Origin of the sequence: Neobacillus sp. KR4-4 (assembly GCF_042136325.1) — a bacterium.
Lineage (GTDB): Bacteria > Bacillota > Bacilli > Bacillales > Cytobacillaceae > Neobacillus.
Map to the genome: position 1 here is coordinate 296,200 of NZ_JBHHJU010000002.1, position 19,605 is coordinate 315,804.

General features: G+C 40.2%; 16 protein-coding genes and 4 tRNA genes. 2 read left to right on the forward strand and 18 right to left on the reverse strand.

Features of this window, described 5'->3' with window-relative positions:
* Positions 1-221 precede the first annotated feature (221 nt).
* A complete protein-coding gene (locus ACE198_RS03175) occupies positions 222-1,535 on the reverse strand; it encodes an MFS transporter (RefSeq protein WP_098576972.1) in 1,314 nt (437 codons plus the stop codon).
* Between the two features lie 618 nt (positions 1,536-2,153).
* On the opposite strand from ACE198_RS03175, the gene ACE198_RS03180 reads away from it, so the two are divergent.
* Positions 2,154-2,381 carry a hypothetical protein gene (locus tag ACE198_RS03180; protein ID WP_375374695.1) on the forward strand — a complete coding sequence of 76 codons (228 nt, stop codon included), beginning with the start codon at positions 2,154-2,156 and terminating at the stop codon, positions 2,379-2,381.
* A gap of 130 nt (positions 2,382-2,511) precedes the next feature.
* On the opposite strand, the gene rlmH is transcribed toward ACE198_RS03180, so the two are convergent.
* The 14 genes from rlmH to ACE198_RS03250 form a co-directional block, all read right to left on the reverse strand.
* Positions 2,512-2,991, reverse strand: coding sequence for a 23S rRNA (pseudouridine(1915)-N(3))-methyltransferase RlmH (gene rlmH, locus ACE198_RS03185; RefSeq protein WP_144552028.1), 480 nt, complete (start codon positions 2,989-2,991; stop codon positions 2,512-2,514).
* 100 nt (positions 2,992-3,091) lie between these two features.
* The gene (locus ACE198_RS03190) at positions 3,092-3,256 is read right to left on the reverse strand and encodes a CxxH/CxxC protein (protein ID WP_373561756.1); all 165 of its coding nucleotides are present in this window, start codon (positions 3,254-3,256) and stop codon (positions 3,092-3,094) included.
* Positions 3,257-3,401: 145 nt separating this feature from the next.
* A complete protein-coding gene (locus ACE198_RS03195; RefSeq protein ID WP_375374696.1) occupies positions 3,402-4,649 on the reverse strand; it encodes a S1C family serine protease in 1,248 nt (415 codons plus the stop codon).
* A 265-nt stretch (positions 4,650-4,914) separates the two neighbouring features.
* Positions 4,915-5,709 (reverse strand): MBL fold metallo-hydrolase, encoded by a 795-nt coding sequence (locus ACE198_RS03200; RefSeq protein WP_026568079.1) that lies wholly within the window; start codon positions 5,707-5,709, stop codon positions 4,915-4,917.
* Between the two features lie 6 nt (positions 5,710-5,715).
* Entirely contained in the window at positions 5,716-6,516 is an 801-nt protein-coding gene (locus tag ACE198_RS03205) for a two-component system regulatory protein YycI (protein WP_098576984.1), read from the reverse strand.
* Positions 6,503-7,825, reverse strand: coding sequence for a YycH family regulatory protein (locus ACE198_RS03210; protein ID WP_375374697.1), 1,323 nt, complete (start codon positions 7,823-7,825; stop codon positions 6,503-6,505). Before ACE198_RS03210 ends, ACE198_RS03205 begins: the two co-directional genes overlap by 14 nt.
* A complete protein-coding gene (gene walK, locus ACE198_RS03215) occupies positions 7,822-9,648 on the reverse strand; it encodes a cell wall metabolism sensor histidine kinase WalK (protein ID WP_375374698.1) in 1,827 nt (608 codons plus the stop codon). The genes ACE198_RS03210 and walK overlap by 4 nt, the downstream gene beginning before the upstream one ends.
* A gap of 5 nt (positions 9,649-9,653) precedes the next feature.
* Complete coding sequence (gene yycF, locus ACE198_RS03220; RefSeq protein ID WP_375374699.1) at positions 9,654-10,364, reverse strand: response regulator YycF; 711 nt, start codon at positions 10,362-10,364, stop codon at positions 9,654-9,656.
* 359 nt (positions 10,365-10,723) lie between these two features.
* The gene (locus ACE198_RS03225; protein ID WP_375374700.1) at positions 10,724-12,142 is read right to left on the reverse strand and encodes a peptidoglycan DD-metalloendopeptidase family protein; all 1,419 of its coding nucleotides are present in this window, start codon (positions 12,140-12,142) and stop codon (positions 10,724-10,726) included.
* A gap of 244 nt (positions 12,143-12,386) precedes the next feature.
* A tRNA-Phe gene (locus ACE198_RS03230) sits at positions 12,387-12,459 on the reverse strand.
* A 7-nt stretch (positions 12,460-12,466) separates the two neighbouring features.
* Positions 12,467-12,543 (reverse strand) — tRNA-Asp (locus ACE198_RS03235).
* Between the two features lie 65 nt (positions 12,544-12,608).
* Positions 12,609-12,680: transfer RNA gene (locus tag ACE198_RS03240), tRNA-Glu, on the reverse strand.
* Between the two features lie 36 nt (positions 12,681-12,716).
* Positions 12,717-12,792: transfer RNA gene (locus tag ACE198_RS03245), tRNA-Lys, on the reverse strand.
* A 266-nt stretch (positions 12,793-13,058) separates the two neighbouring features.
* Complete coding sequence (locus tag ACE198_RS03250; protein ID WP_098577078.1) at positions 13,059-14,351, reverse strand: adenylosuccinate synthase; 1,293 nt, start codon at positions 14,349-14,351, stop codon at positions 13,059-13,061.
* A gap of 212 nt (positions 14,352-14,563) precedes the next feature.
* Between ACE198_RS03250 and ACE198_RS03255 the strand changes: the two genes are divergently transcribed.
* Positions 14,564-15,019 carry a nuclease-related domain-containing protein gene (locus ACE198_RS03255; RefSeq protein WP_375374701.1) on the forward strand — a complete coding sequence of 152 codons (456 nt, stop codon included), beginning with the start codon at positions 14,564-14,566 and terminating at the stop codon, positions 15,017-15,019.
* Positions 15,020-15,665: 646 nt separating this feature from the next.
* On the opposite strand, the gene dnaB is transcribed toward ACE198_RS03255, so the two are convergent.
* The 3 genes from dnaB to ACE198_RS03270 form a co-directional block, all read right to left on the reverse strand.
* Positions 15,666-17,021 carry a replicative DNA helicase gene (gene dnaB, locus ACE198_RS03260; protein ID WP_098577072.1) on the reverse strand — a complete coding sequence of 452 codons (1,356 nt, stop codon included), beginning with the start codon at positions 17,019-17,021 and terminating at the stop codon, positions 15,666-15,668.
* Between the two features lie 162 nt (positions 17,022-17,183).
* The gene (gene rplI, locus ACE198_RS03265) at positions 17,184-17,633 is read right to left on the reverse strand and encodes a 50S ribosomal protein L9 (RefSeq protein WP_098577069.1); all 450 of its coding nucleotides are present in this window, start codon (positions 17,631-17,633) and stop codon (positions 17,184-17,186) included.
* Positions 17,630-19,603, reverse strand: coding sequence for a DHH family phosphoesterase (locus ACE198_RS03270; protein WP_098577067.1), 1,974 nt, complete (start codon positions 19,601-19,603; stop codon positions 17,630-17,632). The genes rplI and ACE198_RS03270 overlap by 4 nt, the downstream gene beginning before the upstream one ends.
* Between the last annotated feature and the right edge of the window lie 2 nt (positions 19,604-19,605).

A 19,605-nucleotide genomic window follows, 5' to 3' on the forward strand; every position in this document is an offset into this window, starting at 1 on the left:
ATGCAAAAGCATCTTTCATAACAAATTTCCGTTGTACATAGTTGACCGTCGACCGTCGACGATAATAAAATTTCGGATACATTCCCACAACAAATGTCAGTGCATCCGATTTTTTGACTGCCACAGGCAGATCTTTAAGCTCATTTAAGAGGTTAAATTTACAATACTTCTCCTCGTAAATTTTCGCTCAGGAAGAGAAGTATTGTCAACTGCAAATTTTATTAATTTCCGCTTGTCAGCTGTACACCTTTTGTTTCCGGTATAGCCAAAACAAGGAAGGCAGCGGCAAAGTAAGAAAGTGCTGCGGTTGTAATAACAACCGGATAGGAGAGTCCCCCCGCAAGGAGCTTAGGAATAATCACAATTCCCGCAATAGCTCCCACTCGTCCAAAGTTAAAACAGAAGCCTGCTGCGGTTGAGCGAATACTTGTTGGGAATAACTCAGAATACCAAGCCCCAAAGCCGCTGAAGTAGCCTGTAAAGAAACCAAGCAATGCTGAGATAAATCCCAAAATCATAACGTTTGAACCAGTTAAAATCAACTTTCCATCAGTTAACGGCATGTGGCTTGATACATACGTGAAGACTGGCACGATTACTGTCATTCCCAGGAAAAAGAACATAAACGATTTCCTGCGGCCGATTTTATCAGCCATGTAACCGTATACAATATACCCAATCATTGCCCCGACACCAGTCCAAATCAGGAAAACAGGAGCCATATCGATACGAATACCCAGCACTTTTTGAAGATATGTAGGGACAAATGTGAAAATAATCCAATATCCCAACATTCCAAGAACAGAAACAGCAAGTGCAAGTAAAGTAATTTTTAAGAATTCAGGTTTAAAAATTGTTCCGAGACTGGCTTTATTTGCATTGTTCTTGATAAAGTCGCGGTTTGCAATCCAAACTGGAGATTCTTTTACAAAGAAAGCAATATACAATACCGTAGCAAAGGCCGGAAAACTGGCAATCATGAAAAGATTTCTCCATGATTCAGGATCTGTTGGATTTAAAATGGACCAAGCGAAAATGGCGGCTAAAAGGTTTCCACCTGCCCAACCCGTTTGCATGAAGGAGATTGCCTTTGCACGTTTCTCAGGCGCCCAAACCTCCGAAATCAGCGCTGCAGCTGCGGACCAAAGTCCACCGACAGCAATACCAACGATAAAACGATAAATATTTAACTGTACAACGCTATCAGCTAAACCACAAAGGAATGTTCCAATTCCGTAAGCCAAAACCGAAATCAAAAGCGTTTTCTTTCTTCCAATATGGTCAGAGATATTACCCAGGAAGTATCCGCCAATCCCTGTCGCTAAAAGGAACCAGGCAACAGTACCAACGACAGCACTAATATCTACTTTAAATGATGCGGAAATTGCCAAAATAACAAATCCAAAAATACCTGCGTCAAGTGCATCAAAAAGCCATCCCAGCCAGGATCCAAATAATGTTTTATATGCACCCTGCGGTTTTTGTGGCTGAATAGCCGGTTGTGAATTGGACTGTGCCAGTAAAGGTTTTGCCATAAAATGTTGCCCCCTGTGTTGAATAATGATTTGAGTGTTTGTAAATCATTTTCAATATGATTGTGCGTTTCTCTTTCTGCCTTTTTCCTGCTAAAGCATCAAAGATAGTTGAGGTTCTTTTATAAGAATTACTTTTCGAACATTCCCCTTAAATCCGCAATTCCTTAGGTAAGTAACTTTCCCGCTGCTAATTATGCCAGTTAAGGAGATTCGTTGACTATTGTTGGAAGCATCAAGTACTCTCTCATCGAAATCAATGTTCAATTAAACTCTTTGTTTCAAATCTCCTTTTACCCCCTAGCTTCGTTTGTTGCATCCAGGATTTTGTTCTATTATAACCACAAAACGACTCCTTTCTATAAAATCAATTTGAAACCGATTTCAATTAACTGAATTTAATATAATACATTTTTTGTCGACAGTCAACAGTCATCATAATAAAAATAGAGTATTTTCTAAATTTTTTAAGATATTAGATTTCCTCTTCGAAACTATTCATTCTTGTGCTTTATTTGAACTTTCCTCTTTTCTACCAACGTTTCATAAGTTACCCTCAAACTAATTTATATAATTTTCAAGGATAAAAGCTTTGATAAAATAATTTATTATGGTGTATTTATGTACTTTGATTCGGATGAATACGCCCAACAAGCAATCAGCGAATTAAAACGCGTAGCAAAAAAAGCTATCTTCATTGGTGATCTCCCTATGCGTTCACACAGGCCAGAACATAACTTGTATAAAAAAGACGACTTTTCTGATTGGGTCCTAACAGATGGTTTTTATGACCCATACCGAAAAGATCGATTTAATGCAAACTTGTTTCTTTTAGAAAAACCACAGTGACAGTTCTCGCACCAATTAAAAAAACAAGAAAAGGTCATCAAGGGCGATTGTCGATGACCCAACCTGTTGGAAAAAGAAGAAATGGTATAGAATCCTTGGATTATTTTTTGCCAATTTACCAAAACCTCATTTACTTATGATACGGTTCACCCCGATTAATCCGAAACGCTCGATAAATCTGCTCGACGAGGATGAGCCTCATCAATTGGTGGGGGAAGGTCATCCGTGAAAAGGAAAGCTGCTCATTCGATCGTTTGATTACTTCCTCACTCAATCCCAGCGATCCGCCAATCACGAAGGCAATTTTACTTTTTCCATAGGTTGCAAGTTTATCTAGTGAATCCGCTAGTTCTTCGGATGATCCTAACTTACCTTGAATCGCTAGTGCAATGACATATGTATCTTGGCTAATCTTTGCCAAAATTCGTTCGCCTTCTTTTTGCTTTACTTGGACCATTTCTAACTCACTTAATACTTCTGGTGCTTTTTCATCAGGAACTTCAATCACGTCCACCTTTGCATAAGCCGTCAGCCGTTTTAAATATTCCTCAATACCCTGCTTTAAATATTTCTCTTTTAATTTGCCAACCGTAATAATCGAGATATTCACAATCCACAGCCCTTTTCACTTTATTACAAACAGTTTACAAACAAGATATCCACAGAAGTTATCCACATATTCACATTTTTTATCCACATCTTGTATGGAATCACTTGTTCGCCACAACATATGTAGCTTGATTTTGACAATATTCACAGTGTGTTGATAAGTTATCCCCATCTATTTTCGATAAAACTGGAAATGTCTCAAATTCATCCACAATATCATCTAAGGCAATATCCACATGTTCCTCACAGCTATAAATCATTTTCATCCGTCAACCTTTCTTACAGTTATTATTTACTATTATTGTTTGCACGATAATCGACTGTCATACAAGATCCCTCAATAACTTATACATAATACCACAATTAAAAACAGGAAAGTGACTAGTTCACCTTCCTGTTTTTTATCAAACATTATTGAGTTGTATCAGCTGATAAAGTTAGAGTCGTTTGCTTCAACTTTCCATCACGGTAAAATTTAATCTTCAATTGCTCACCGATTTTCTTTTTCTGGTACAAATGTTTCCGAAGATCAATGACATCATTTATTTTTTCCCCATCCATCTCAACAATGACATCTAATTCTTGTAAACCGGCTTGTGCCGCTGGCGAATTCGGTACCACTTGTCTTAAGGCGACTCCATAGTTGATATTTCGAGGTAATTTCAATGCTTCTTCTTGGTAGTAGGCAGGAATTTCAGAGACTGACTTTAAATCAACACCCATGTATGGACGCTTAACAGATCCAAACCTTTCAAGGTCATCAATGATCGGCCGTGCCGAGTTAATCGGAATTGATAAACCAATTCCTTCTACAGCATTTTGGGCAATCTTCATGGAGTTAATTCCTACAAGCTGGCCAGCAATATTAATCAATGCCCCGCCGCTGTTACCAGGATTGATTGCCGCATCTGTTTGCAGTACTTCTGCATTCCAGTCAATGATCCCATCTTGATTAATATCAACAGGAATCGTCCGCTTTAGTCCAGAGATAATACCTTGGGTGACTGACCCTGAGAAGGTCGCACCAAGCGGATTTCCGATGGCAATGACCGGTTCACCTATTTTTAAACGATCGGAATCACCAAATTCAGCTACCTTTTTAATCTTGGCTGCATCAACCTCAAGTACTGCTAAATCGGTCCATACATCACTACCGAGCAGTTTAGCAGGAATTTTTGTCCCATCACTAAAGCTTACCTCCAGCTTTGCTGCTCCTTCAACTACATGGTGATTCGTCACAACGTAAGCCTTTCCTCCTGCTTTCTTGTAGACCACACCTGAGCCCGTTCCGGCTGCTTCTTCTTGTGTAGGCGCTTCTTCATCAGACCAAAAGTTTGATGACTGGATATTATTAATTCCGACAACGGCATCGGCAGCCTTATCAACTGCTTTCGTAGTGTTTGTGTTCACATCATAGGAAATTTGTTTTTGAGTGAAATTCTGATTCTGATTATTATTATTGGCCGTTGATTCTACAGCATTGTTTTGATTTGTTTCAATTTGATAGGGAAGAATTCCACGATTTGATAGGGCAGGGATAGAAATAACAACTAGAATGGCTCCAAGGATGGCCCCAACGATACTGGCAAGGAAAACCCCGCCTCTATTTCCTTTCCGTTCCCTGAAGCGGTTTTGTGAATGATCATCATAATAACCCACTTTACACCATTCCTCACTTTCCGAAAGATTCCTACCGTTTATTTTGGCTTATAATTACAATTATACTCGCTCTTCTTTAAATTACTAATTAATTACTATGTATTAATAAAAACTTACTACTTTGTTCATAATTTTTTAATAAATCGGCTGTGTTGAACTAGTCTGTTGATATCCGTTCCAGGTTGCTCGCACCTTCCGCTCCAATCAACATGGTGCCATAAAAAACGAGGTACCTGTCATAAGGCACCTCGTTCGTTTAACTAGATTACACAGCTGTTAATGCTGTTGGGATTTTCGGGTCTGTGTCGTAGAGTCCGAATTGTTCGCCGACAATCAGCCCGCGCTCTTGAAGGGTTTGGGAAACTGCCATTTTGGCCAAGTCCTTCATGTTATTGTCCATGCTTAAATGGGCAAGATAAATTCGCTTGGTTTGATCGCCAATGACATCACTCATTGCTAAAGCTGCATCCTCATTGGAAACATGGCCGACATCACTTAAAATCCTGCGCTTAATATTCCATGGATATCTGCCCATCCGCAGCATCTGCACATCATGGTTGGATTCAAAAATATAAACATCGGCATTCGAAATGGTGCCCTTCATTCGGTCGCTAACATATCCTGTGTCCGTGATAAGAACGAGTTTTTTCCCAGAATGGTGGAATACGTAAAACATAGGCTCCGCCGCATCATGGGAAACCCCGAATGACTCAATATCAACAGAACCAAAACTCTTCACTGTTTCCATATTAAAAACAAATTTTTGTTCCGTTGGAATGGCACCGACTGAACTTTCCATGGCCCGCCATGTTTTTTCATTCGCATACACAGGCAAATGGTATTTACGAGCAAGAATCCCAATCCCTTTAATATGGTCACTGTGTTCATGCGTCACAAATATTCCGGAAAGCTTACTAATATCGCGATCAATTTGTCCAAAAAGTGCCTCCATTTGCTTGCCGCTAAAACCCGCATCCACAAGAAACGAATGCTCATCAGACTCTACATATAGAGCATTTCCTGTACTGCCGCTTGCAAGAATGCTATAACTTAAAGACATACAATTTCACTCCACTTTACTTTTTTCATCGCTGTTAAATTGAATAATCTGCCCTTCAAATGCGTTCACAAATAGACTCTCCTTGCCATTGACCTCAAAGCGCCATGTGGGCGCTAATACTTGGGAAGCTGCCAACTGAATGAGTGTGGAATAGCCAAGTTCAATCGTGGTGATATTGCTCTTCGACTTCAACATCCCCTTCTGATGTAAGGTTTCAATCGCCTTTAACGGCGCCAAAATCTCTTCCTTGGCCGTTAACTTTTCCATCTCCACCAGGTAGGTTTGATCATAGGAGACAATTTGGTTCTTATCACCAATTTTAAATGTAATCATCCCATTTATATTTTTAAATAAAGGGACACCGTCTGACGTCTGGTAGTAGGTGATGGATTGTTCCTTGTCACTTTTCTCGCCAAATTGATAATCCTCACCAAAAAGGACATTGTCATTCATAAAAGTAGATAACTCAGCGGGTTCAAACTTTGCCTTAATTTTAATCGGCTTTTCTAGTGTGACATGGAGCGTGGTCGTTCCTATACCCCTTATGTCCTCAGATTTTCCTTTCAGCTTATCCGTATCAACTTGAGTAAACACCTTGGGCTTGGCACTAAGATACTGGGCTTTAATCGGATCCTTAGGAAAGTCTTTATACGTGATTTCATCTGCTTTTAACTTTTCTTCAAATGAGGCCTCAGAAATGACCTCATATTTATTAGCATCACGGATTTTCATGAATTGATATAAGAGATACACATCTAAGATTAAGAAAGTGATAATAAAAATAGTTTTTATCTTACTCCAATCCATGCTGTGATCCTCCTAGGTCTTCCATCGTAATCTGTCCCCATGATTTATCATAGCGATAGAACCAGGCAGGTTCTAAGACGATTAGTTTATTCTCCTTTGAATCCCGTTCCATCCGATAGCCTAAGATCATATCCTCAAGCAGGCTCGGCTTAAAATTCTTTTTGTTTTGTAAAAATTTTAAAGCATCATGTCCTGAAGGACGGGTCACCTTTACCATCTCTGTGGTTAAAGGGAGCTCTAAGGCTATGTTTGGGCGAATATACTTATTGATCTCATTGCGTCCCCAAACCTCACTAATTTCAGTCATGCCATTTCCATTAAAGACAGGGTAGCCTTCCATACTATATAAACGGAAGGTGACGGTATGGGTATATTCATTTTTATCAACATAGCGATAAGGGTCTGTCCAACCTCCATGTTGATTGACAAAATCAATACTTCGTTTCACTAACTCATAAGAAGTGTTGATAAAGTTCTCTTCTACAGTCGGATTGACGTACCGAAGGAGATTACTTTCAAAATTCACCGTCATTTTACTAGAATCGTTTGTGTACTCCTCGCCTGATGGGACAAAACTCTTTTGGACAAAACTAGGGTCGCTAAAAAGCGCTTCTTTGAATTCTTCAGAATCAAGGGTAACAGGCAAATATTTATAGGTCGTCATCTCTGTGGCCGCCTCGGGCAGGAAAATAGTCCGTTTTTCAGATGCTTGATAAGCAAAATAACGAGGATATTTTGCTGCCTTCAAATAAAAATTACGGTTAAACTCATTTAAATTTGCAGAAGAGATGTGACTAATATAAACTTGTTCGCTCTCGGTGGAAACAAAATAGACAATCCCATTTTCCTTTGCGGAATTCTCTGTATTAATAATGATTCGATTGAAGTTGAAGGCAGGTATCTTTTTTCCTTCAATATTTAATACACTGCGATATAACTCAATCGGGACATCACCTGGAAAAATAATTTCCGTTTTTCCTCTGTCATGGATTAATTCCTTGATGTCTTTGACCTCATTCGTAAACTTTTTCACATCAAAGAAAGTCCAACCGCTGAGTTCCTTAATCACCTTGTCCATTTCATCTGTGTTATTGGTCCCGTAATGCTTGCCTTTGAAATGGTAAAGAAGCTGGTCAGGTCTGACAATTTTTTGAACCTCTTGTTTTTCACTTAACGAGACCTCTTTTACATAGTCGTTGCTTTTCATCGTTTCATAATTCGGTTGGTACGTCCAAAGGTTCCAAGTTAGCAAAATACTTACCATAACTAGTACGATTAGAATTCCTGATTTAATATTCTCGTATCTCATGACCATTCATCCTCTTCAGAACGTTCATATGGGAGTGAAAAGGAGATTCTTGTTCCCTTTCCTTCCTCACTTGTTGCCCAGATTGCCCCGCCATGAGCATTGACCATTTCCTTAGCAATCGCCAAACCTAGGCCTGTGCCGCCTAATTTCCGCGTTCTCGCTTTATCCACACGATAAAAACGGTCAAAGATATTTTTAATATTCTCTTTTGGAATTCCAACCCCTTGGTCTGAAATGCTCACAATAATTTTATCGTCCATCTCTTTCATCGAAAAAGTGACTTGACCGCCTTCTGGCGAGTACTTTAACGCATTGGAAATAATATTGTATAAAACCTGTGTCATTTTATCTTCATCCACTTCAACAAAGATCGCATGCTTTGGCAGCTTTCGCTTAAAGGTAACATTTTGCTCCTTTGCCATTTCAAACCTGTCAATAATGCGGTCAAAGAAATCAACAAAGTTAACCCACTCAATTGTCAATCGATAATCCGTACTATCCATTTTTGAAAGCTGGAGCAGGTCATTCACTAGACGAATCATTCGTTCCGTTTCAGTCCGCGTCACTTCCAAAAAGTTCGGAGCAATCTCCTCATCCCGCCAGGCTCCATCTGCGAGCGCCTCTAAGTAACTCCTCATCGTTGTCAGCGGTGTCCGCAGCTCATGGGATACATTGGCGACAAACTCTCTCCGTTCCGCATCAATTTTTTCTTGGTCGGTAATATCATGCAGAACGGCAATTAAACCATTGACAAAGCCTGTCTCTTTTTGAATTACGGAGAAATTGGCACGCAGAAAATACCGTTCCTTTTTCGTACTATAATCTAAAATAATGGAATCCTTTTCTTCCAATAAGTCTTCAAAGGAATTCGTATCATCTAAATCTAATAACTCTACAATGGGCTGGGTCAGCACTGTTTCACGTGAAACATTCAGCATTTCCGCCGCCGGTTCATTAATTAAGATCACTCGGCCTTTCCGGTCAGTGGCGATTACACCATCGGTCATATAGGACAAAACAGTGGAAAGCTTTCTTCGTTCCCCTTCTGTCATCGCCTGTGCTTCCTGCAGTTTCTTCGTTAAATTATTAAAGGTAATCGCCAGTGTCCCTATTTCATCATTGCCATAGACCTTAACTTTTCTTGAAAAATTCCCCTTGGTCATCGCGATCGCCTGCTTCTTCATATCAGCAATCGGCCTAGTGATCGTTTGTGCTAACAATATACCCAGCAATGCGGTAATAGATAGAGCAATCGCCGTACCCGTAGCAAAAATCTTATTGATTGTTTTCATTTGCTCAAAGACATTCTCAATTTTAGCTACCAAATAAATGGCACCGATAACCTTTTTCCCCGACTTAATTGGTGTTGAGAGGACCCATATCCGATGTCCTGTTTGTTTATCGATATTAATGGAACTTTGGTCCTCTTCTAAAACCATAGATTGCTTCACTTGAAGTTTAGTGGTTCGTTGACCAACCACTCCTTGGTTACTAGGATGGGAGGTCCCAAGGATTTTTAGGGAGCCATTTTCAACTACCTGAACTTCTGAAATATCACCTGCATCAAAATCCCTAAGGATTTTCTTGATATCTTCTTCGAGTGTTGGATCTTCAGGCGTTCTCTCCTTCTCCATTTCCTCGACAATGTTATAGGCCAGCAAATCAACCCGCTGTTTTAAAGATGTTTGGAAGTTGGTCCGTAAGGTTTCCTCCAACTGTTTGACAAAATAAACACCGATAATTTGCATCGCCACTAATATAAGGAGGACATAGATGATAACGAACTTTACGTGTATAGAGCGAAAGAAACCAACCTTCTTCATTCCTTTTACTCCTGTTCAGGATTGCGCAAATAGTATCCTACCCCGCGCCTGGTCACAATCCATGTTGGATGGCTAGGGCTGTCTTCAATTTTTTCCCGCAATCTTCTCACTGTTACATCGACTGTCCTGACGTCACCATAGTAATCGTAACCCCAAACGGTTTGTAAAAGGTGTTCCCTGGTCATTACTTGGCCGATATGTTTGGCTAAATAGAATAGCAATTCAAATTCACGGTGGGTCAACTCAATCGTTTCACCGCGCTTTGAAACAATGTAGGCATCAGGATGAATAGTCAGTGAACCTATCTCGATTTCATTCGTTTCAGATTCATCATCTGCCGGTGCCAGAATTTGTTGGTGACGACGTAAATTAGCCTTAACGCGTGCAATTAGTTCTCTAGTGCTAAACGGTTTCGTCACATAATCATCTGCACCCAACTCAAGTCCTAAGACTTTATCAATTTCAGAGTCCTTTGCCGTCAACATGATAATTGGCATTTCATACTTCTTACGGACTTCACGGCATACTTCCATCCCATCACGTAAGGGAAGCATAATATCTAAAAGGATTAAATCTGGCTGTATTTCTTCGACCAATTCAATTGCTTCATTCCCATCATAAGCGCAATAAACAACGTATCCTTCTTTTTTCAAGTTAAACTGGAGAATATCAGCAATTGGTTTTTCATCATCAACAACAAGAATTTTCTTTTCCATACCATTGCTCCTTTTCAATTTTTCACTTTCATCTATTTAATAAAATAAGACTAGAAGTCATAACTATACTATTTTACTGTATCATGTTATTCACATAAATTCACCTATAACCAATTGGTAAGGCTGGAAGAATAAAAAGCGCAAGCGCCCGTTTAGCGGCGTATGGACTGGAGCACTCCAACCGAGATAAAGGAAACACGAAGAGCGTAAGCGATTCGATGTTGACTTATCGTAGGGCGGAGAGCGAAGTACACTAGCCGCTGGGCGCTTGAGCTGGATTCAGAGAACCACCTCCAATTTATTCTAGTTTTTTTATATCCATAATAAAAGCCTCTAGCATTAAGCTAGAGACTCATCTTTTATCTTAAATAAGAAAGTGGGTTTACCAAGCTGCCGTTTTTATAGACTTCAAAATGCAAGTGAACACCTGTAGCATCTCCTGTAGCTCCCATGATTCCAATGGCGGAACCCTTGGAAACTCTCTGACCTACCTTAACCTTAAGTGAAGACATATGGCCATATAGTGTGCGGTAGCCATTTCGATGGTCAATGATAATCTTATTACCATAACCGCCTCCCCAGCCCGCAGAAACAACCACGCCATTATCAGCTGCCTTGATCGTTCTGTTGCTTGGTCTAGCAATATCAATCCCTTTGTGCATTCTTCCCCATCTAGGACCTTGCTTACTTGAAATATAACCACCAACCGTTGGCCATGCAAAGGTGCCGTCACCGCGTGATGGAGTTACCTTTGTTCCTTTGATGACAATCTCATTAACAGGCTGTTCAAGGATCGTTTCATTTTCCTCATCCTTGTTTACGGTTACACCATTTTGTTCGGAAATTTTATAGGTAACGGAGCGAGCACCGTTTTTACCTTCCTGTTTTACCTTTGTTTTCCCTTTTGAAAGAGATTTGTCCTCAATTACATTCTTTTTATAAGGAATTTCTTCCTTTTTGTTTACTTCTTTATCAACCATTACTTCAATAAACGGTTTTGGAACGGTGATATTAATTTTCTTGCCAACCTTTAGGAGTGTATCTTTAGTAAGTCCAGGATTCACCTTTAGGATGTCAGCCATCTTCAAATGGTGATCTTGGGCAATGATTTCAAGAACATCGCCTTTTTGGATCGCATATTTCTTTTCTGTTAGCGTCCCTTTTTGTAAAAAGGTTACTGCCTCATCGACTGACATAATTTTTTCTGTAGCCGTATTTTCATTTGAAAAAGAAACATTTTTAGAGAGTCGTACGTCTAATAAGCGAGACTCATTTTCTTTTAATGCCGGTAAGTTTGTATTATCTGAAGCTTTTCGGTCTTTAAGCTCTGCTAATTGATCCTCAGGCACGTATTGGTGAATCAGTTTCTTCATGACTTCTTCTGCTGTCTTTTGATTTTCTACATAAGCAATTGGTTTCCCGTCAATCACAATGGCAGACGCTTCTGTTTGAAGCTGGAAGATATTTCGGATGGTCTGAACTGTTTCTGTCTCCGTTTCAGCCGTTGGAAATACTTGATATGGAATGTCTTGAATTTGCTGCATAAAATCAGGATCATCGGCCTTTTCAGCTAAGATTTTATTCACCACATTTTTATCCGTAACATTACCTATATATGTACCTTCAAGGTAGACATGATAATCCTTCGATGTTTCTGATGAATCGGCAAATGCAACTGGACCATTACTAAAGGCAATCAGTGATGATGCCATGGTAGTCACCATTGTCGTTTTCAGTAAGAACTTTTTTGTTTGTGATATTTTATCTAAAAAAAACATTTTTCCTCCCTAAACCACGGTAAAACCCTCTTAATCTATTTTTTTGCAATTAAAGAATTTCCCAGAATTTTAGACCTTCTTCACTTTATCATAACTTTTTGTAAATAGATTAATAGTCTTTATACTGTAACAAAACTGTATAATTGCTGACATTTTTAGCAGGAAAGAATTGTTCCTTTTGGTAAAAGGAGGGTAGTCGAGGCATAAAAAAAAGAAGCCTGCGTTTGCAAGCTTCCTTTTTTTATGGCTCAGGACGGAATCGAACCGCCGACACAAGGATTTTCAGTCCTTTGCTCTACCGACTGAGCTACTGAGCCACTTATATGGCGGTCTGGACGGGACTCGAACCCGCGACCTCCTGCGTGACAGGCAGGCATTCTAACCAACTGAACTACCAGACCAATATTAAATTGATTGTCAACAAGGAGACCGTCCTTGCCAGCCATTTGCTGACAATCAAAAGCCATGACCCCTACGGGATTCGAACCCGTGTTACCTCCGTGAAAGGGAGGTGTCTTAACCACTTGACCAAGGGGCCATATATTGAAAGTTATTTTGCTAAAGCAAAAAACTATGGTGAGCCATGAAGGACTCGAACCTTCGACCCTCTGATTAAAAGTCAGATGCTCTACCAACTGAGCTAATGGCTCGTACTTGTTTTAATTTGTCGTATCGTGACGACGCTTTTTATAATAGCACGGACTTTGGACTAAAGGCAATACTTTTTTCAAAAAACTTTTATAAAAAGTTTGAAGCCCTCAAAATGAGGGCTTCATTCGGTATGTTCAAAATTATATTTGTCTAGCTACAGCGCCTAGGGACTCGGGGTCATAAGCCAAACCGACCTGAAGGTTAAAAGGCAACCTTCACGCCGGCTAGTCTTATGCCTGTCGTCCCTGGACAGGCGCTTCCGCTTTTATATTTGTCTCCAAGGGCTGCGAACTACATTTGTTTGATTACGATCTGGTCCGACTGAGAACGTTGTTAATGGAATTCCAGTTAACTGGGTCACTCGTTCTACATAATGACGGGCATTTACAGGCAGCTCGTCTAAAGTTTTAACGCCTGTAATATCCTCTGTCCAGCCTGGAAGCTCTTCATAAACAGGTTCACACTGCGCTAATATCTTCAAGCTTGCTGGGTATTCCGTAATAAGCTCACCATTGTAGCTATACGCAGTACAGATCTTTAATGTTTCAATTCCAGTTAAAACATCAATGGAATTAAGTGATAAGTCGGTTAATCCGCTCACACGGCGGGCATGGCGTACAACGACACTGTCAAACCAGCCAACGCGGCGAGGGCGGCCGGTTGTTGTTCCATATTCACGTCCAACTTCACGGATTTGATGACCAATTTCATCATTTAATTCTGTCGGGAATGGACCGTCACCTACACGAGAAGTGTAAGCCTTGCACACTCCAACTACATGGGTAATCTTAGATGGACCCACTCCTGAGCCAATTGTAACACCGCCGGCTACCGGATTAGATGAGGTTACAAATGGGTAGGTACCCTGGTCAATATCCAGCATAACCCCTTGAGCCCCTTCAAAAAGAACTCGTTTGCCTTCATCCAGTGCATCATTCAAGACCACGGATGTATCACAAACATACTGTTTTACTTGTTGACCATATTCATAATATTCGTCAAGGATTTCTTCTTTCGTAAATCCTGTTGTTTCATAAATACGTTCAAACAAACGATTTTTCTCTTCCAAATTACGTTCCAGCTTTTCTTCAAACACATCGCGTTCAAGCAGGTCAGCAATTCGAATGCCTACGCGCGCTGCTTTATCCATGTAAGCTGGTCCAATTCCTTTTTTGGTTGTACCAATTTTATTCGCACCCTTACTTTCTTCTTCAACAGCATCAAGTTTTAGGTGATAAGGAAGAATGACATGAGCACGATTACTAATACGAAGATTATCGGTTGTAATCCCTTTTTCATGTAAATAAGCAAGTTCTGCAACAAGTGCTTTAGGATCAACAACCATTCCATTTCCGATGACACAAATTTTTTCTTTATAAAAAATTCCAGATGGAATTAGGTGCAATTTGTACGTTTCTCCGTTGAACTTTATGGTGTGGCCTGCATTATTTCCTCCCTGATAACGGGCGATTGCTTCGGCATTTTCAGAAAGGAAATCTGTGATTTTCCCCTTACCTTCATCTCCCCATTGAGTTCCAACAACTACTACTGATGACATATAAGGCACCTCCAAATTAAATACGCTTTACTATTTTCCATAGACCATTTTACCAATTTTTATTACTAAAAGCAAACCAAACACGAACATTTATATTAAAATGTTATATTACGTTCGTAAAATATTAATTTACGAATCTACCTTGTTAGTTTTATAGTTTTTCCATAAAATAGAATTATAGTTTTACTAAAATAATGAAAAGGATGTGGAATATGCTATTTAAATCTCGTCTGGAATTGTTGGAAATTACTCTGTTGCGATCATTAAATGCCCGAATGCGTTTATCCCATAAGGATGTTAGTAACTATACAAGACTCAGAAAGGGATTTGAAGGTGAGCAAAAGAGTGATCTATGGTTGGAGGGGCTCTCAGAGGAGTGGCTCGTCATCCATGATTTATTACTGGAATATAACAATTCTAAATTCCAAATTGATTCGTTACTTATATCCCACGATAAAATTTACCCTTTGGATATCAAAAATTTTGAAGGCGACTACTTTGTCGAAGCCGAAAAATGGTATACGAGTTCTAAAAAAGATATGAAGAATCCTTACACCAACAGGATCGTTGTGTCGTCTTACTTCGTTCCTTACTCCGCGATCTTGGCTATCAATATCCACTTGAGCCCTATCTTATCTTCATTAACTCCGAATTTCATTTATATATAACCACTATTAATCCATCTCTTGTTTTCCACTCACAATTGAACCGTTTTTTGAAAAAGCTCAATGCAAGATCTGTAAAACTGAATAAAGGACACTACAAGTTAGCTGAACAATTAGTTGCTCTCCATATGGTAGAGTCACCCTATCCAAACTTACCGGCCTACCAATATGAAGATCTGAAAAAAGGAATCCTTTGTCCAAAATGTTACTCCTTTTTTTCTGAAATTCACGGTTCAATATTGGTGTGTGGAAATTGCGGCTGCAAAGAGGAGGTGGAGTCAGCGGTGTTAAGGAGTGTCACAGAATTGGTGCTTCTTTTTCCTGGTTACAAGATTACCACAAAGATTGTTTGTGACTGGTGTGAGATTGTGAAATCGGAGAAGACTATTAGGAGGATACTGGGGAAGCATTATAAACTACATAGTAATGGCAGGTCTTCTTATTATAGTAAATCTTAATTATTCAACCCTTTTTACTATTCATTACCGTTGACTCGTTTTTACACCTGGGACGGGAACGATTAGGCCCTATTTGTTACCGTTGACTTTCTTTTTCTTCTCCGATGGGCACAATTAGGCCTCCTGAGCACAACCCATCATCCACCCAACGCAAACAAAAAAAAGGCTAGCCAAACTAATTTGGCTAGCCACTACGCTCCTGGAGCATCATCATACCGTGTCTCGAGGTTGACGAACTTATTGTATTCTTTTACAAACGCCAACGATACCGTTCCCGTTGGACCATTACGCTGCTTAGCAATAATGATTTCGATAATGTTCTTATTCTCTGATTCCTTGTCATAGTAGTCATCACGATACAAGAACGCTACGATATCGGCATCCTGCTCAATAGAACCTGATTCACGAATATCGGACATCATCGGACGCTTATCTTGACGCTGTTCCACACCACGGGACAGCTGAGAAAGGGCGATAACCGGAACTTTCAGCTCACGGGCTAACTGCTTTAAGGAACGAGAGATCTCGGAAACTTCCTGTTGACGGTTTTCACCCGAACGGCCGCTTCCTAAAATCAACTGCAAGTAATCGATTAGGATCATCCCTAAACCATGCTCTTGCTGCAAACGACGGCATTTCGAACGGATATCACTGATGCGGACCCCTGGAGTATCATCAATAAAAATTCCTGAATTCGAAAGACTTCCCATCGCCATCGTCAGCTTGCCCCAATCTTCGTCTGTAAGGGAACCGGTACGAAGCCGCTGGGCGTCAATATTTCCTTCCGAACAAAGCATACGCATAACCAGCTGTTCGGCACCCATCTCCAGACTGAAAATCGCAACATTTTCACCCGTTTTTGTTGCTACGTTGGCAGCGATGTTTAAGGCGAAAGCCGTTTTACCCACGGAAGGACGGGCTCCAACAATGATTAAATCATTTCGCTGGAATCCAGCTGTCATTCGATCTAGTTCAGCAAAACCAGTGGAAATCCCCGTAATGTCTCCAACGCGGTTGTGCATTTCCTCAATATTATCATACGTCCGAACCAGCACATCTTTAATATTATGGAATGCACCAGCATTCTTTCGCTGTGCCACGGCCATAATATTTTTTTCAGCTTCACTTAAAAGCGCCTCAACCTCATCCTCACGGGAATATCCATCAGATGCAATATTTGTAGCCGTGCGAATTAATCTTCTAAGTAATGATTTCTCTTCTACTATTCTCGCATAATATTCAATATTAGCGGCCGTCGGAACGGAGGCGGCCAATTCCCCTAAATAACTAACTCCGCCTGTATCTTCAATCAGTTTGGCAGCTGCAAGTTCCTCTGTTACCGTTACAAGGTCAACTGCTTTCCCTTGATCATTGAGAGTAAGCATCACGTTAAATATTTTTTGGTGGGCAGCACGATAAAAATCCTCAGGAATTAAAATTTCAGAAGCTAGTACGAGAGAGGAAGGCTCTAAGAAAATAGCCCCTAAAACAGCCTGCTCGGCCTCAATATTTTGTGGTGGCATGCGATCTGCATATAAGTCATTCATATATCAAAAACCTCCTATCATGAAGAGGATGATTTATTATTATCAAAAACTATCATATCTCTATAAACAAAAGAAAAAAGTGACCAGTTAAAACCGATCACATCGTGTTGAGTACTTTTCTATTCTATCATGTTCCAGAACCATTTCGTACTGGGAAAATTTTTATTTTACTTCTGTCACAGAAACGGTTAATGTCGCAACCACATCATGATGAAGTTTCACTGGAACCTTTGTGTGGCCAAGCGTGCGAATAGCATCTGCTAATTCCATCTTACGTTTATCGATTTTGATCCCATGCTTCTTTTGTAATTCTTCTGCAATTTGCTTTGTTGTAATAGAGCCAAATAAACGGCCGCCTTCACCTGCTTTAGCAGTTAATTGAACCGTGATTTGATCCAATACTTCTTTTAATTTTTTTGCTTCCGCTAATTCTTCCTCCGCTAGCTTTGCTTCCTTCTTTTTTTGAGCATCAAGCGTACTGATATTGGCATTATTCGCTTCCTTTGCTAAACCTTGTTTAAGAAGGAAATTATGAGCATAACCGTCGGCTACATTCTTCACTTCACCTTTTTTCCCTTTACCCTTTACGTCTTTTAAGAAAATTACTTTCATTCCTTTTTCACTCCTTCAAAATAATCATCTATTGCTAGCTTTAATTGATTTTCTGTTTCTGCAATTGATAAACCAGTCAGTTGTGTGGCTGCGTTCGTCAGGTGTCCGCCGCCTTTTAGACTTTCCATGATGACTTGGACATTGATGCTTCCAAGTGATCTTGCACTAATCCCAATCACGCCTTCACTGCGCTCTGAAATAACAAAGGAGGCTGTCACACCATCCATTGTTAATAAAGTGTCTGCCGCTTGGGCAATGATCACTTGATCATTGAACTCATTTTCTTTGCCTTTCGCAATCGCAACCCCTTCGCGGTAAAAAGTAACAGACTCAATTAACTTGGACCTCTTAATATATGTATCCACATCTTCCTTCAAAAACTTTTGAACGAGGATGGTATCTGCTCCATGTGCTCGTAGATAGGAGGCCGCATCAAACGTCCTGGAGCCTGTTCTGAGGGAAAAGCTTTTGGTATCCACGATGATTCCCGCTAAGAGGGCTGTCGCTTCAATCATTTCAATTTTACCTCGTTTTGGCTGATATTCAAGGAACTCTGTCACTAGTTCTGATGTCGATGAGGCATAGGGCTCCATATAAACAAGGAGAGGATTGGCAATAAACTCTTCGCCGCGGCGATGATGATCAATGACAACCTTATTGTCAATTTTATTGAGAAGCCGTTCTTCAATGACCATGGACGGTTTATGTGTGTCCACGACAACAAGTAAGGTCTTATCCATAGCAATTTCCAGTGCCTCTTCAGATCCAATAAAGTGGGCAAACAACTGCTCTTGCTGTCGTATTTCGGCCATTAACCGTTTCACTCCACTTTCCATGTCCTGCGTGTTGACAACGATATAGGCATCTTTCTGATTCATTTGCGCGACTTTATAGATGCCAATGCTGGCACCAATCGAATCCATGTCCGGATTTTTATGACCCATGATGATTACTTTATCACTAGCGATAATTAAATCCCTTAACGCATGTGAAATCACTCGTGCTCTGACTCTCGTGCGCTTTTCGATTGGATTGGTTTTACCGCCATAAAACTTCACCTTGCCGCTTGGCAATTTAATCGCTACTTGGTCGCCGCCTCTGCCTAAGGCCAAGTCCAAGCTTGATTGGGCTAACCCGCCTAATTCTGGCAGGGAAGTTACTCCCGTTCCGACACCAATACTTAAGGTAAAGGATACATTTTGCTTGGATGTCATTTCTCTGACGTCATCAAGAATAGTAAATTTCCCTTTTTCCAGCTTTTGAAGAATTCCTTCACTGAACACGCCAATAAATCGTTCAGAGGAAATTCTTTTTAAAAAGATCCCATTATCCTGCGCCCATTTATTGAGGATAGACGTCACCAGATTATTGATGCTGCCACGCATTTGGTCATCCATTCCCTGGGTGAGATCATCATAATTATCTAAAAAGATAATGGAAATAACGGTCCTGTCATTGTGATACATTTTCTCGATTTCTTTTTGTTCCGTTACATCGAAAAAGTATAAGAGACGTTCCTCACGTCTATGGATGACGCGGAATTTCCGTTCATGAAGGGTAATAATTTCTGTTTCTACTTCCTGTTTAATTAGCGGTATCAGGGTATCTGCGACATCATACAGTGATCTTCCCACCAAGGTATCTTGATCAAAACAAGAGGCTAAGAATGGATTAGTCCACTCAATATAATACTCATCATTAATGAGCATAATCCCGATGGGCATTTCCATTAGCGCTTCTTCACCAACTCGTTTTACGCGGTAGGAAAGGGTTGAGATATACTCTTCCATTTCTTTTCGTTGGCGCCGATCGACTACAAACATATAGTAAATGGGGAAAAACATTAATAACAGCCCTGCTACACTTAATATCCTGTTATATAAATACAGGATAATGAGCAGTACCACTGTGACAGCAATTAACCCATAAAAAGGGTAACGAATGGACCGCTTTTCTAAAAATGCAGGCAAAA

Excerpts from the sequence above, each read along its gene's own strand:
- ACE198_RS03175 (WP_098576972.1), bottom strand. The coding sequence starts at position 1,535 with ATGGCAAAACCTTTACTGGCACAGTCCAATTCACAACCGGCTATTCAG.
- ACE198_RS03180 (WP_375374695.1), top strand. The coding sequence starts at position 2,154 with ATGTACTTTGATTCGGATGAATACGCCCAACAAGCAATCAGCGAATTA.
- ACE198_RS03190 (WP_373561756.1), bottom strand. The coding sequence starts at position 3,256 with ATGAAAATGATTTATAGCTGTGAGGAACATGTGGATATTGCCTTAGAT.
- ACE198_RS03200 (WP_026568079.1), bottom strand. The coding sequence starts at position 5,709 with ATGTCTTTAAGTTATAGCATTCTTGCAAGCGGCAGTACAGGAAATGCT.
- ACE198_RS03205 (WP_098576984.1), bottom strand. The coding sequence starts at position 6,516 with ATGGATTGGAGTAAGATAAAAACTATTTTTATTATCACTTTCTTAATC.
- ACE198_RS03210 (WP_375374697.1), bottom strand. The coding sequence starts at position 7,825 with ATGAGATACGAGAATATTAAATCAGGAATTCTAATCGTACTAGTTATG.
- walK (WP_375374698.1), bottom strand. The coding sequence starts at position 9,648 with ATGAAGAAGGTTGGTTTCTTTCGCTCTATACACGTAAAGTTCGTTATC.
- yycF (WP_375374699.1), bottom strand. The coding sequence starts at position 10,364 with ATGGAAAAGAAAATTCTTGTTGTTGATGATGAAAAACCAATTGCTGAT.
- ACE198_RS03225 (WP_375374700.1), bottom strand. The coding sequence starts at position 12,142 with ATGTTTTTTTTAGATAAAATATCACAAACAAAAAAGTTCTTACTGAAA.
- ACE198_RS03250 (WP_098577078.1), bottom strand. The coding sequence starts at position 14,351 with ATGTCATCAGTAGTAGTTGTTGGAACTCAATGGGGAGATGAAGGTAAG.
- ACE198_RS03255 (WP_375374701.1), top strand. The coding sequence starts at position 14,564 with ATGCTATTTAAATCTCGTCTGGAATTGTTGGAAATTACTCTGTTGCGA.
- dnaB (WP_098577072.1), bottom strand. The coding sequence starts at position 17,021 with ATGAATGACTTATATGCAGATCGCATGCCACCACAAAATATTGAGGCC.
- rplI (WP_098577069.1), bottom strand. The coding sequence starts at position 17,633 with ATGAAAGTAATTTTCTTAAAAGACGTAAAGGGTAAAGGGAAAAAAGGT.